This is a genomic window from Cellvibrio polysaccharolyticus, from assembly GCF_015182315.1.
Lineage (GTDB): Bacteria > Pseudomonadota > Gammaproteobacteria > Pseudomonadales > Cellvibrionaceae > Cellvibrio > Cellvibrio polysaccharolyticus.
In genome coordinates, this window is record NZ_PRDL01000001.1 from 1 (window position 1) to 13,040 (window position 13,040).

Genomic DNA, 13,040 nt, shown 5'->3' on the forward strand with positions numbered 1-13,040 from the left:
CCATAGCTGAGATCATACCATGCTAGTATGTTGGAACAGTATCAATTACATACGTAGACGTGACCAAGCTCCATATATTCCAGGATGGTAGTCTTTTGATCGTGCATGTTCCAGCAACAGTAGGGATGTACGAATGGGCAGATTAATATATTCAGATGTGTAAGCGAGTCAGGATGTCAAGAAATACGGATATAAGGAAGTCGGGAAGTCGGGAAGTCGGGAAGTCGGGAAGTCGGGAAGTCGGGAAGTCGGGAAGTCGGGAAGTCGGGAAGTCGGGAAGTAACGATAAAAAAATAAAGGGAATTAAAATAATTTTTTCGGTTTGTTTTTGTTTTTAAAAATTATCCCGCTTGCTTCCACAACGCTGGTGGTTAAAGCAAGCAGGAAATACCGAAGTTTTACTCGATGTTTTGAATCTGCTCGCGCATTTGCTCAATCAATACTTTCAACTCAACCGCTGCTTGCGTGGTATCGCTGACAATCGCTTTGGACGATAAGGTATTGGCTTCGCGGTTCAGTTCCTGCATTAAAAAGTCGAGCCGACGGCCCAGCGAATCGGTTTGTTTGAGGCTGCGCTTCACTTCGATAACATGCGTATCGAGGCGATCCAGCTCTTCCGCTACATCGGCTTTTTGTGCCAGCAGCACCACTTCCTGCTCCAGCCTTTCTGAATCCAGCTCCACCCCCAGCGCGGCGATTTTCTGCTGCAATTTTTCGCGCTGCGCTTGCAAAATCTCCGGCAACCTGGCACGTACAGCAACCACTTGTGCTGATACGGCATCCAGCCGCTGCACAATCAATTGTTCAAGTTCGGCACCTTCGCGGGTGCGGTGCTCTACCAGGCTGATCAACGCACTTTGAAATAAATCGATCACCGCCGCTTGCTGGGCTTCACGATCCACTTCCTGCTTTTGAATGACGCCAGGCCATTTCAATAATTCCAGCGGATTGATCAGCGCAGCTTTATCACCCAACTGGTCGTGAATTTGTTGCGCGGCTTTACTCAGTTGAATAACCCGCTGGAGATTAACCCCCAACTCGGTTTCATTTTCCTGTTCCTGCTGGATATACAAGCTGACCTCTACCTTGCCACGCTGCAGGGTTTTGCGGATTGACTCCCGCAGAGCGGGTTCAATTTCCCGAAAATCTTCCGGCAGCCTGAAGCCTGGTTCCAGGTAGCGATGATTAACACTGCGAATTTCCCAAATCACAGTGCCCCAGGGAAGTTTGGCTTCACGGCGGGCAAATCCGGTCATACTGCGAGGCATGATGTTTCCTTTTCGTCGAGAGTTACTGCAAAGCCGGGAACTGCTAGAGTATCGCGGCCCAAGCGGGATTCAGGAGAGGTCTGATGGCGGCAGTGCAGCGTATTTTTCAGAGGCTCCTGATTGAGTGGATTGATGTTATCACAGCTTGAGCAAGCTATATCAACCGCCCGCCTAGCGAAATCGCTACAAGGAATTCATCAATGCGACCTCTGTCAAAACGCCTGCTGATGGGTGTAACTCTACTGATTTTTTTAGCAGGCGCGCTGGTCATAATGCTGCGAAGCACCGATGTTCGGGAGCATTCACCGCAAAGCAGCCTCTCCAGCACACCCGCTTTTTCCAACGCCCCGGCAAACCTGCGCGAAACATCCCACACGGCGCCTGCCGTCATTAATGACGAGCCGCAACATCCGGAGCAGACAACATTCTCAACAGCGCTGGATGATTGGATCGCCGAAATTCGTGACTCGGAACTCCCGGAACACCTGCTGGCTGCCGCCCTGCTCGAAAAAGATACCCGAACCGCGTTTTTGCGTTTGCAACGCCTGCTGCAAGCAGACCCCTTTCATGCGCTGCTGAATATGACGCTGGCAGATCATTGCCTTGAACTTCCCGACCCCCTCTTTTGCAATGAACAATTGCGCACCCGCTTGATGTCATTCGATGGCGACAATGGTCGGGTTCGCGATTTTCTGGCGTTATTGGCTTGGCAGAACGGCGATCTCGAAACCGCCCTCAACGAGCTGCACGAAAGCGCTCACAGTTCTTATAGTGATGACCTATGGGCAGATCAATTGCAGATAATTGGCGAGTCTCTCACCCGCTTCGGCTGGCAGGAGCGCAACCGCCAGTGGCAGAAAGGTGTTTTTGGCCACGCAGCCGCCATTACCAACAGAAGCTTCTCGCAATTGATTACCTTATGCCGGGAGCAAATCGCCAATGCGGAATGGCGTAGCGCCTGCCGGGCGCGCGGCCTGAATCTCGCCGAAAACGGCCGCACCTTATTGCTGCAAGGCATCGGTCTCGGTCTCGCACAAATAACGAGCGATGCGGATGACCCCGTAGTCACCCGACTCAAAGCGGATCAGGAAGAAGCCCGCGGCAAGCTGGTCACTCTCCTTGAACAATCCACCCTGAACAACGAGAACGGGCAAGGACTTCCCCTTGACGACACCCGGTGGCAAATGTACCTGGACATTTTGCGCAGCGAAGGTGAGGCAGCCGCTTTTGAATATCTGACCCGGACGCTGGCCGACTTGCATACAAACGGTTAAGGTACCGACCAATTAATGAGAGTGAGGAGTTTTACCATGCAGCGCCCATCCGGCAGACAACCCGAACAACTGCGGCCTATCCGCATCACCCGCAATTACACCAAACACGCCGAAGGTTCGGTGCTGGTAGAGTTTGGCGATACCAAAGTCATCTGTACCGCCAGCGCGCAAGCCGGCGTACCCGGTTTTTTAAAAGGTCAGGGAAAAGGTTGGCTGACGGCAGAATACGGCATGCTGCCCCGCTCCACCGGCACCCGTATGGATCGCGAGGCGGCGCGCGGCAAGCAAAATGGCCGCACCGTAGAAATTCAACGTTTGATTGGTCGCTCGCTGCGTGCCGCTGTTGACCTGAACAGCCTGGGCGAAAACACCATTCATATTGACTGCGATGTGATTCAGGCCGATGGCGGCACACGCACCGCATCCATTACCGGTGCCTGGGTGGCGCTGGCCGATGCGATTGATCATCTCAAGAGTAAAGGCTTGGTAACCGGTGAGCCATTGAAGCGCGCTATCGCGTCAGTATCAGTAGGTATTTATCAGGGCGTGCCGGTACTGGATCTGGATTATCCGGAAGATTCGGCAGCCGATACCGATATGAATGTGGTGATGGGAAATGACGGCGGTATTATAGAAATTCAGGGCACCGCTGAAGCCGAGCCTTTCACCGAAGCAGAGTTTCAATCGATGTTGGCACTTGCCAAACAGGGCATCGCGGAATTGCATCAGCTGCAACAGCAGTCTCTCCAGCGCTGATTAAAAGCAAACACGCAAAGCAAAACACCGGTTGCAAATACAACCGGTGTTTCAGTAACAGCCTGCCATTATTAACATCCCTGCAAAACGCCCTGTGTTGCCGCAGCAACCGGTGGATCATTCGATAATATTAGTGTTCAAGCTCAATATCGTAATCAATAACCACCGGCAAGTGACTGGAGAACTGCTGACTTTTATAAATAGTCGCGTACTCCACTTTTCCACCAATGCTGTTGGAAATCACCTGGAAATCGGTACGCCAGCCATCGCCTTCATCTTTGTTACCGCTCGGCCACCAGCTGTATTCATCACCATCGCGATTAACCCGACGAAATGCATCCACATAACCCAACTGATTGAACAATTGACTCAACCATTGACGCTCATGCGGCAGGAAACCCGAGTTATGCTGGTTTTCTGTACTGTTGGAAACGTCACGCGGCGTATGCGCCATGGACCAGTTGCCACAGAAAATATATTCGCGACGTTTACGGGTAATTTTGTCGAGGTGCGCCTGCATATCATCAAAGAATTTGATTTTGACTTCCTGGGACTCCATCTCTGAAGTCGCGCTCGGTGCTAACAGCGAACCGATACTCAGTTGTTCATAGTCAATCTGCAAATAGCGGCCTTCCATATCTACACCGGAAGAAAAACCCAACCCGTAAATCAACGCTTTGGGTTGAACGCGGGTATAGATCGCCACACCATTATAGTGTTTGGTACCGGAGTCGAAAAAATAGGCAAAATAACCATCGAGCTGAAAAATGGGTTTGTCCAGCTCGTATTCCAATGCGCGCAAATCCTGCAAGCAGATTACATCGGCGTCCTGATTAGCGAGCCAGGTATATAGGCCTCGCTGCGCCGCCTGAAAGATTCCATCGACGCTAAGACTGATAACTCTCATGTTAGCCCCTTGATTACGGACTGTGTATGATACCCGAGCTTAATGTAATTGTGTTACCGCTATTATTACCGGGCGTGACAATTGCTACTTTTAGTGACCTTTTGGTTCCAGCTGGTATCTCTCAGGTATCCCACGAACCGCGCTTGGCAAGCGATTCCTTTTATTATTGTTAGACATTTGAAACTTAGCCTATTTACAGGAAAATTGCATGAAAAAGTACCAGCAAGACTTTATCCAGCTGGCGATTGAACATCAGGCACTGTGCTTTGGTGAATTTACCTTGAAATCCGGCCGCACCAGCCCCTACTTCTTTAATGCCGGGCGTTTTCAAAGTGGCCAGGCACTGGCGGCACTCGGGCGTTTTTACGCCGAAGCGATTATCGATGCCGGTGTAAATTTTGATCTGGTATTTGGCCCCGCCTATAAAGGTATTCCATTGGCTGCATCTACCGCAATTGCGCTGGCCGACCAGCATCAACGCGACCTGCCCTGGTGTTACAACCGCAAAGAAGCAAAAGATCATGGCGAAGGCGGCACGCTGGTGGGTGCACCACTGCAAGGTAACATTCTGATCGTGGATGATGTGATCACCGCTGGTACGGCGGTGCGCGAAGTGATGGATATTATTCACCATGCCGGTGCAAAACCTGCTGCGGTGTTGATCGGGCTCAACCGCCAGGAGCGCGGTAAAGGCGAGCTGTCGGCGATCCAGGAAGTTGAACAGGAATTCGCCATTCCGGTTGTCAGCATCATTAAACTCAATGATATTATCGCCTATCTGGAAGCACGCCCGGATCAGCAGGACAAGGTCGAAAAAATCAAACAGTACCGAGCCACCTGGGGTGTCGACAACTGACACAGCGACAACATGGATCTGCCGCATGACACACTATCTTCGCCATACTCTGATCGGACTGCTGTTAATAAATACCACTGTCATCGCCGCCCGGGCCGATGACAAGGTACCCGCCAATGTGTACTACCGTTATGTGAATGAGCAAGGCATCAAGGTGCTGGATCGCAGCATACCACCGCAGTACATACGCAGCGGTTACGAAGTCGTGGCGATCAATGGCGATGTGGTACGTGTGGTAGATCCGGCGCCGCACCCGGCGGATGCCGAGCGCATTCAACTGGAGCGGAGCGCGCATCGTGAACAGCAACAAAACGATGCGCTGCTACGCCGTCGTTACAGCACGCTGCACGATATCGACGCGGTAAAAGCACGCAGCTTGCTGGAGCTGCAAAGCAATATTGATATTTTACAAACCAACCTCGCCAACACCCGCCTGCAAATCGAAGCGCTGCAATCCCGTGCCGCGATGAGTGAACGCAGTGGCCGCGATGTGCCGGAAGAACTGCTGAATAACATGGCGACGCTGGAAACGGATATACAGGAAACCCGCGAGCAAATCCGGCAACGACAAACCGAATACCAATTACATTCTGACCGGTTTGATGAAGACCGCCGCCGCTTCGAAATTATCAGCCGCTAGCGGGGAGTGCAAAAGCGGGAGCACCCCCACCACGTCTGCTTTGCAATCATTTTATTTTTCGGGCAAGGGAATCCATTCGGTTTCGCCAGGCACACAAGGAAAACGCTTTTCTCGCCAGTCGTCCTTTGCTTCCTCAATGCGTTCCAGACGGCTGGAAACAAAATTCCACCACACATGTCTCGGGCCGTCCAATGGCTCACCACCCAACACCACAAAATGGCTATTGGACATTGCTGTTACCGGAATTTCTTCTCCGGGAGCCAATACCAGCATTTGCGCCGCATCGTATTGCTGCTCATCTATCACCAGCTTGCCGCTGACAATATAAATAGCCCGCTCTGTGTAGTTCGCTTCAATAACCGTATGGGCCGCATCATCCAGCCGCACTTCAACATAAAATAATGGCGATTGGGTTTGCACCGGCGATGTCAGCCCGGCGTACTGTCCGGCGAGCACCCGGCTATAGATACCGGCATCCCGTTTTTCCGGTATTGCCCGGGCATCATAATGGGTAAATGCCGGCTCGGTTTCTTCCAGATGGGTGGGCAAAGCCACCCACAATTGCAAACCTTCCACCTCTTCAGTCTGCCCCCGCATCGCGTAAGGCGTACGCTCGGAATGAACAATACCTTTACCCGCCAGCATCCAGTTGATGGCGCCGGGCGCAATCAGCTGTTCACTGCCCAGGCTGTCGCGATGCAGAATGGAGCCTTTGAATAAATAGGTAACCGTAGCCAAGCCAATATGCGGATGCGGCCGCACATCCATACCTTCCGAAACGCCAAACGTTGCCGGCCCCATATGATCGAAAAAAATAAACGGCCCGACCATTTGCTGGCGGCCGGAGGGCAGCACACGTCTTACCGTAAAGTCACCCAGATCGCGGGCACGCGGCACAATAATGCGGGCAATTGATGCCTGCTTTTGCTCATGACATTCCGGTTCCTGATCCGGCATCCAACTCATAGTTAACCTGTTTCAGTTTATAAAATGGAAAACAGCTAATCCATCGGTTCGGATTAGCTGTTTTAATGATAAAAACCGGTAGCGCTGCACGAGCTTGGCGTTAGGCCAGTATTTTCAAAACCGTCGAGTCATGGACGACTCGACGGAGCTACAGGGACGTATTTATGCGTTTTTGAAAATACTGGCCTAATGGCAAGCGAACATATGGCAATTTTCATAAACGCCCGAAAAACCATCTTACCTAAAGTTTTTCAAACGCATCTGTCAGCAAACAATCAAAGCGGCGGGCATCGTATTCCTGCAAGCGGGCAATGTCGCTTTGCTGAATAATATTTTTGCTGGCCGCATCCTGAAGTTGCTCGGCCAATGTGTCGCCCTGCAACTTGCCGGAGCGCTGCGCCTTAATAAAGGTATGCCACACCGGGCCCAATGCCAGCAACAATTGATAAGTACTTTCGACCCGACCGGCCGCATCTTCCGGATCCTGCGTAACGTAAACATATTGGCCAAGGTTTTGACGTACCGGATTGTCTTCCATGATCAGGTCGCCCACCTCACGGATCAGATGATCGGACGGCTTTTTCAAAATGCGACCAAACGGGAAGGTCAGGAAATGCAACACACAGGCAACCGGACGCACCGGGAAGTTGTGGTAAAAATCAATCAAGGCTTCCTGGGCTTTGAACAATGCCAAGTTCAGCGCGTACTCGGCATGCACGTCTTCAGCATGACTGCGAATGTGCGATGCGTGGTATTTCAAAATGGAACAGGCAATAAATAACTGGCTGAGCACATCACCCAAACGGGCAGACAACAACTCGCGGCGTTTGAGATTGCCACCGAGAATCGCCAGTGCAAAATCCGAGGTTACCGCCAGCGATGCACTGAGCAAATTGATACGCTGATACCAGCGGGTGCTGAAACGATCGGCATTGGAAGGCACAGCCCCACCCAAGCGTCCGCGCGTAAAGCCGGTAACAATGGTGCGCACCAGATTGCTGAAGACGTGCCCGAGGTGGCGAATAAATAATCCGTCAAAGCGCTGCACACCGGCTTCTTTATCCGGATTTTGCATCGCTTGCATTTCTTCAAACAAATAAGGATGGCAACGGATAGCGCCCTGACCAAAAATCATCAGCGAGCGGGTGAGAATGTTGGCGCCTTCTACGGTGATCGCCACCGGAATACTCTGATAGGGAAACGCCAGGAAATTGCGCGGCCCCATTTGAATAGCGCGACCACCAACAATATCCATGCTGTGATTGACCAGGCGGCGCATGATTTCGGTAGCGTGATATTTCGCCATCGCGGTCATCACCGACGGCGCACCGGTTTCCAGACCCCGGGTGACCAGATGACGCATCGCCTCCAGGGTATAAGCACCACCGGCAATCTCGGCCGTGGCATCCTGTACACCTTCAAATTTGCCGATTTCCATATTGAATTGACGGCGGATACGCGAGTAAGCGCCGACCAGACGGTAACTGACTTCGCCGCTGGCCGTTGCCAGCGCCGGCAGGGAAATACCACGCCCGGCGCCGAGGCATTCAATCAGCATCCGCCAGCCTTTACCGGCCATGGCGGTGCCACCAATAATCCAATCTACCGGAATAAACACATCGGTACCCATTACCGGCCCGTTCATAAAGGGCGAACCGGGGTTGTGACGCTTACCGATTTCCACACCGGGGTGATTTGCCGGCAACAACGCACAGGTAATGCCGTATTCCACTTTGTCGGGGTTGCCTAACAAACCGTCCGGATCCTGCAATTTGAACGCCAGACCGACCACCGTCGCCACCGGCGCGAGGGTAATCCAGCGCTTGTTAAAGGTGAGGCGCAAACCCAGCACCTGTTTGCCTTCATGCAAACCGTGGCAAACGATACCGACATCCGGGATGGCCCCGGCATCGGAACCGGCTTCCGGGCCAGTGAGACCAAAACAGGGAATCTCGGTGCCTTTCGCAAGACCAGGCAACCAGCGTTGCTTCTGTTCTTCGGTACCGTATTTCATCAGCAGTTCGCCAGGCCCCAATGAGTTGGGCACCATGGCCGTAACGGCGGCAGTAATGGAGCGGCTGGCGATCTTGCTCATCACCCGGCTCTGGGCGTAGGGGCTGAAATCGTGGCCGCCAAATTCTTTGGGGATGATCAAACCAAAGAAGCCTTTGTCTTTCAGGTATTGCCAGGCTTCGGGTGACAAGTCCTTGCTGTTATGAATTTCCCATTCATCCAGCAAGGCACAAAATTCGCTCACTTCATTATCAATAAAGGATTGTTCGGCCTCGGTAAGGCGCGGCAAACCGATGCGCGCAAATTCATCCCAATCGGGACGACCACTGAACAGGTCTTTCTCCCACCAGGTAGTGCCCGCTTCAATCGCTTCCCGCTCGGTTACGCTCATGCTCGGCATGGTTTTAGCCAACAAGCCAAATACCGGACGGGATAAGAAAGGCACACGTAAGGAGGGGACGTTTAATACCAGCAGAATTGCCGCGAGAGGAATCACTAACCAAAGCGATAGCAGGCAGGGAGAAAAGAGGCCAAGAATCAACCAGCTGATCGCCAGAATCGCCGACGCTGCAGGCAGAGGAACCTGCCGATAAATCAGCACGCCAATCAATACAATGATTAACACCACAGACAGCAATAACATAAAAACTCCCTCATTTGCGGAATGATCAAAACCGACAGGGTTACACGGAAAAATCACGCAGGTCATTCAACCAGATGCCATTTTTCTTATCTTACTCCCTTTAACCGGAGTTACCCTAACCATAGCCTGGCAGACAGTGGAACAACATTATTTTGTCGCACCCGGCGGCATGAACGGTGAACCTGTTCTATTGAGAAATTCACTTTTACCGGGCAAATATGCCAAGGTTTTGAGTATTACGACAATTTAATTATAAAAAAATCGGTGTGTTAGAACTGCCTCTGGTTTTTCCTGTACAAGGCTTTATCCTTGCGCCAGATAAACAATGCCGTTTTGCTGATGAAAGGCGCGTGGGATGGGTGTTACCGATACAGTGATGCAAAGCTATGGCCGCTGCTGCGCCAAAGCTGATTTTTTCGATGATTTTTATCAACACTTTCTCGCCAGTTCGCCGAAAGTGCGCGAGAAATTCGTTAACACCGATATGGTTGGCCAAAAGCGCCTGCTGCGCCAGGGCATTCTCAACCTGGTGATGTACGCCCGCGGCATGCCGGACACCAAACTGAAAGCGCTGGGGCAAACCCACAATCGTCATGGCTTCGATATTGGCCCGGAGCTCTATGACATCTGGCTGCATTCCTTATTGAGCACCATCAAAAAACACGATCAGCAATATTCACCGGAAATCGCCGACGCCTGGAAGGACGTGTTGATTAAAGGTATCAATGTGATTAAAGCGCATTACTGATCGCACCGGTTTTCATGCAACGGCTGTTGATCACGGTTACACCTGAAGCCACTCGCGTACAATCGCTGCGCGAGTGACGTTTATTCGAGGCTCTGTGACCGGAGCCAGGGAAATACATCGCTGTATAAAGGAAACACCCACTGGCGCCGGAACTCTCTGGCAAAAGATCGATCCATCACATCTTGCAGCAACACCCACGGCATTCGGAGAGACCCATGACATCACTCACATCCACCGCCATTTCCCTGCTTGATCTTGCCCATGTACGCGACACCGGCAGTTATCGCGAAGCCTACGAGCGCTCGGTCGAAACCGCGCAGTGTGCCGACCGGCTCGGCTTCACCCGCTTCTGGTTGGCGGAACACCACAATATGGATGGTATCGGCAGTTCGGCTACGACGGTGCTGATCGGGCATATCGCCGGTGCCACCTCCCGCATACGGGTCGGTTCCGGCGGCATTATGTTGCCCAACCATTCGCCGCTGGTAGTCGCCGAACAATTTGGCACGCTGGCAACCTTGTACCCCGACCGCATTGATCTCGGCCTTGGCCGTGCGCCCGGCTCCGACCAGGCCACCATGCGTGCGCTGCGCCGCGACATCCAGAGTAACGGGGAAAACTTTCCGGAGCAGTTGGCAGAACTGCAGTTCTACCTAGGCGAACCACAACCCGGGCAAAAGGTGCATGCGGTTCCCGGCGTCGGCACCCACGTGCCCATCTGGTTACTGGGTTCCAGTTTATTCAGTGCGCGGCTCGCCGCCCAACGCGGCCTGCCTTATGCTTTTGCGTCACATTTTGCGCCGCGACTGCTCATGGAAGCCTTGCAGATTTACCGCAACAACTTTCAGCCGTCGGCGGTACTGGAAAAACCTTATGCCGCGATTGGTGTGCCGCTGGTCGCCGCGCCCACCGACGAAGAGGCGGATTTTTTGTTCACGACGGTGCAACAAGGCATCCTGTCATTGATTCGCGGCCAGTCTCTGCGGCAAAAACCGCCCGTGGAAACTATGAATGGCCGTTGGACACTGGAAGAAAAACACCATATTGATGATTTCCTCGACATCGCGGTGGTCGGCAGCAAGGCTACGGTGACAGAGAAGCTGCAACGCTTGCAGCAGGAAACCGGAGCAGATGAGTTTATTTTTACCAACAATATTTATGATCATCGCCACCACTTGCGATCCCTGGAAATTGTGGCTGAGATCTTTAAAGCCTGATGCGTCCACCCGTATGATGGCGATCGGTCACGCTTGTTTTATCCATCCATGACATGTGCGTTCGACATTGCCGAACAGCTACAACAATAAATAAAAGAGGACGCTCATCATGAATGAGGTTACCACTACCCTCGGCGCCGGAGCGCTGCTGTCCATCGCAGCGGGCGCCGTTCTGCTACTGCTGTTGATGATTATCCGTTTCCGCCTGCATGCGTTTCTGGCACTGGTGCTGGTGAGTATTTTCACCGCCCTGGCGACCCAAATCCCCTTCAACCAGGTGGTGCCAACCTTATTGGGCGGCTTCGGCAGCACCCTGGCAGCGGTGGCTTTGCTGGTCGGTCTCGGCGCGATGATTGGCCGATTGCTGGAAATCACCGGCGGTGCCCAGGTACTTGCCGACACCCTGATCAACAAGTTCGGCGAACACCGGGCGCCGCTCGCGCTGGGGCTCGCGTCCCTGCTTTTCGGCTTCCCGATTTTCTTCGATGCCGGGCTGATCGTGATGCTGCCGATCATCTTCAGCGTGGCCAAACGGTTTGGCGGATCAACGCTGACCTACGCCCTGCCCGCCGCTGCCGCCTTCGCCGCGATGCATGCGCTGGTGCCACCGCACCCCGGCCCGGTAGCCGCGGCCGATCTGCTGGGCGCGAATATCGGTTTGCTGGTTTTCACCGGTATTTTGATTGCGCTCCCCACCTGGTACTTCGGGGGGTATCTGTTCGGATTGTGGGCCGGTAAACGCTTCCATCTCAATCTGCCCGCCAGTTTCCTGACCGACGTTGAGCGCGACACCAGCGTGGCGCCACCGCCATTTTCGCTGGTAATGACAATTCTACTGATGCCACTGGTGCTGATCTTTCTCGACACCGGGCTCAATACCCTGAGCGTAATGGGCGTGGTCGATGGCAACAGCAACTGGGTGCAGCTGTTGCGGATGATCGGCAAAACGCCGGTGGCACTGTTGATCACCGTGCTCTTTGCACTGATCGCCTTCAGTGGCCGACACAGCCGCAAACACCTTGAAAAAGTCTGTGAAGATGCCCTCGGGCCCATCTGCTCCATTATTCTGGTCACCGGCGCAGGCGGCATGTTCGGGGGCGTTTTGCGGGCCAGCGGCATTGGCGATGCACTGGCGGATACCCTCTCGGATACCGGCATGCCGGTCATACTTGCCGCCTTCGTGATTTCTGCAGCGCTGCGCGTGGCGCAGGGCTCGGCGACAGTGGCACTGACCACCACTGCGGCACTGGTCGCGCCCATGGTGGCGGCAACCACCGGGCTGAGTGAGTTTGACCTGTGCTTTATTGTGATCGCCATTGCCGGCGGCGCTACGGTGCTGTCGCACGTCAATGACTCGGGTTTCTGGCTGGTCAGCCGCTTTCTTGAAATGGACGAAAAAACCACGCTTAAAACCTGGACGGTGATGGAAACCTTGCTCGGCAGCATCGCCTTCCTGCTGGCCTTTATCGGCAGCCTCCTGCTCTGAAAGCGGAGCGTCTCAAAGCTTCCCCGGCGGCGAAAAAGCTTCGCCAGGGAAGCGGTTGTCATCTGCCTGAACATCCTGCCTTTGGAAATTTCCCGCCGATTTCTGCAACCTGGCATCAGAAGTCGATTGTGGTAAAAATTTGTACAAAAAAGCCCATCACCTCGAAAAAATTGTTAAAAATTTCGTCACAGAAAAATAATGACACGGGTCACATGAAAATTTCGTCATGGATTTTTTCGATATTGACCCGAATTTAAAATAACTAT

General features: G+C 53.1%; 11 protein-coding genes. 7 read left to right on the forward strand and 4 right to left on the reverse strand.

Annotated elements, in window-relative coordinates:
* Positions 1-398: 398 nt before the first annotated feature.
* Positions 399-1,268: a YicC/YloC family endoribonuclease gene (locus C4F51_RS00005; protein ID WP_193905997.1), complete on the reverse strand. Its 870-nt coding sequence runs from the start codon at positions 1,266-1,268 to the stop codon at positions 399-401.
* Between the two features lie 200 nt (positions 1,269-1,468).
* On the opposite strand from C4F51_RS00005, the gene C4F51_RS00010 reads away from it, so the two are divergent.
* Together C4F51_RS00010 and rph are read left to right on the forward strand one after the other, a co-directional pair.
* Positions 1,469-2,542, forward strand: coding sequence for a hypothetical protein (locus C4F51_RS00010; protein WP_193905999.1), 1,074 nt, complete (start codon positions 1,469-1,471; stop codon positions 2,540-2,542).
* Positions 2,543-2,578: 36 nt separating this feature from the next.
* Positions 2,579-3,298: a ribonuclease PH gene (gene rph, locus C4F51_RS00015; RefSeq protein ID WP_193906001.1), complete on the forward strand. Its 720-nt coding sequence runs from the start codon at positions 2,579-2,581 to the stop codon at positions 3,296-3,298.
* A 130-nt stretch (positions 3,299-3,428) separates the two neighbouring features.
* Here the strand turns inward: rph and C4F51_RS00020 are convergent, their stop codons facing one another.
* The gene (locus C4F51_RS00020; RefSeq protein ID WP_193906003.1) at positions 3,429-4,205 is read right to left on the reverse strand and encodes an exodeoxyribonuclease III; all 777 of its coding nucleotides are present in this window, start codon (positions 4,203-4,205) and stop codon (positions 3,429-3,431) included.
* A 208-nt stretch (positions 4,206-4,413) separates the two neighbouring features.
* Here C4F51_RS00020 and pyrE point away from each other — a divergent pair, with 208 nt between their 5' ends.
* Both pyrE and C4F51_RS00030 read left to right on the forward strand, forming a co-directional pair.
* On the forward strand, positions 4,414-5,061 hold the full coding sequence (gene pyrE, locus C4F51_RS00025; RefSeq protein WP_193906005.1) for an orotate phosphoribosyltransferase: 648 nt from the start codon (positions 4,414-4,416) through the stop codon (positions 5,059-5,061).
* Between the two features lie 25 nt (positions 5,062-5,086).
* Positions 5,087-5,701: a hypothetical protein gene (locus C4F51_RS00030; RefSeq protein ID WP_193906007.1), complete on the forward strand. Its 615-nt coding sequence runs from the start codon at positions 5,087-5,089 to the stop codon at positions 5,699-5,701.
* Positions 5,702-5,752: 51 nt separating this feature from the next.
* Here C4F51_RS00030 and C4F51_RS00035 read toward each other — a convergent pair whose 3' ends face one another.
* Together C4F51_RS00035 and C4F51_RS00040 are read right to left on the reverse strand one after the other, a co-directional pair.
* Positions 5,753-6,667, reverse strand: a complete 915-nt coding sequence (locus tag C4F51_RS00035) for a pirin family protein (RefSeq protein WP_193906009.1) — start codon at positions 6,665-6,667, stop codon at positions 5,753-5,755.
* A 241-nt stretch (positions 6,668-6,908) separates the two neighbouring features.
* Complete coding sequence (locus C4F51_RS00040) at positions 6,909-9,323, reverse strand: acyl-CoA dehydrogenase (protein ID WP_193906010.1); 2,415 nt, start codon at positions 9,321-9,323, stop codon at positions 6,909-6,911.
* Positions 9,324-9,678: 355 nt separating this feature from the next.
* On the opposite strand from C4F51_RS00040, the gene C4F51_RS00045 reads away from it, so the two are divergent.
* From C4F51_RS00045 to C4F51_RS00055, 3 genes are all read left to right on the forward strand, one after another.
* On the forward strand, positions 9,679-10,071 hold the full coding sequence (locus C4F51_RS00045) for a globin domain-containing protein (protein ID WP_193906012.1): 393 nt from the start codon (positions 9,679-9,681) through the stop codon (positions 10,069-10,071).
* 215 nt (positions 10,072-10,286) lie between these two features.
* Entirely contained in the window at positions 10,287-11,288 is a 1,002-nt protein-coding gene (locus tag C4F51_RS00050) for an LLM class flavin-dependent oxidoreductase (protein WP_193906014.1), read from the forward strand.
* Positions 11,289-11,397: 109 nt separating this feature from the next.
* Positions 11,398-12,774 carry a GntP family permease gene (locus tag C4F51_RS00055; protein WP_193906016.1) on the forward strand — a complete coding sequence of 459 codons (1,377 nt, stop codon included), beginning with the start codon at positions 11,398-11,400 and terminating at the stop codon, positions 12,772-12,774.
* Positions 12,775-13,040: the final 266 nt, after the last annotated feature.

What these genes read in the sequence shown, in the direction of transcription:
- C4F51_RS00010 (WP_193905999.1), top strand. Translation starts at nt 1,469, where the DNA reads ATGCGACCTCTGTCAAAACGCCTGCTGATGGGTGTAACTCTACTGATT.
- C4F51_RS00045 (WP_193906012.1), top strand. Translation starts at nt 9,679, where the DNA reads ATGGGTGTTACCGATACAGTGATGCAAAGCTATGGCCGCTGCTGCGCC.
- C4F51_RS00050 (WP_193906014.1), top strand. Translation starts at nt 10,287, where the DNA reads ATGACATCACTCACATCCACCGCCATTTCCCTGCTTGATCTTGCCCAT.
- C4F51_RS00005 (WP_193905997.1), bottom strand. Translation starts at nt 1,268, where the DNA reads ATGCCTCGCAGTATGACCGGATTTGCCCGCCGTGAAGCCAAACTTCCC.
- C4F51_RS00035 (WP_193906009.1), bottom strand. Translation starts at nt 6,667, where the DNA reads ATGAGTTGGATGCCGGATCAGGAACCGGAATGTCATGAGCAAAAGCAG.
- pyrE (WP_193906005.1), top strand. Translation starts at nt 4,414, where the DNA reads ATGAAAAAGTACCAGCAAGACTTTATCCAGCTGGCGATTGAACATCAG.
- rph (WP_193906001.1), top strand. Translation starts at nt 2,579, where the DNA reads ATGCAGCGCCCATCCGGCAGACAACCCGAACAACTGCGGCCTATCCGC.
- C4F51_RS00055 (WP_193906016.1), top strand. Translation starts at nt 11,398, where the DNA reads ATGAATGAGGTTACCACTACCCTCGGCGCCGGAGCGCTGCTGTCCATC.
- C4F51_RS00020 (WP_193906003.1), bottom strand. Translation starts at nt 4,205, where the DNA reads ATGAGAGTTATCAGTCTTAGCGTCGATGGAATCTTTCAGGCGGCGCAG.
- C4F51_RS00030 (WP_193906007.1), top strand. Translation starts at nt 5,087, where the DNA reads ATGACACACTATCTTCGCCATACTCTGATCGGACTGCTGTTAATAAAT.
- C4F51_RS00040 (WP_193906010.1), bottom strand. Translation starts at nt 9,323, where the DNA reads ATGTTATTGCTGTCTGTGGTGTTAATCATTGTATTGATTGGCGTGCTG.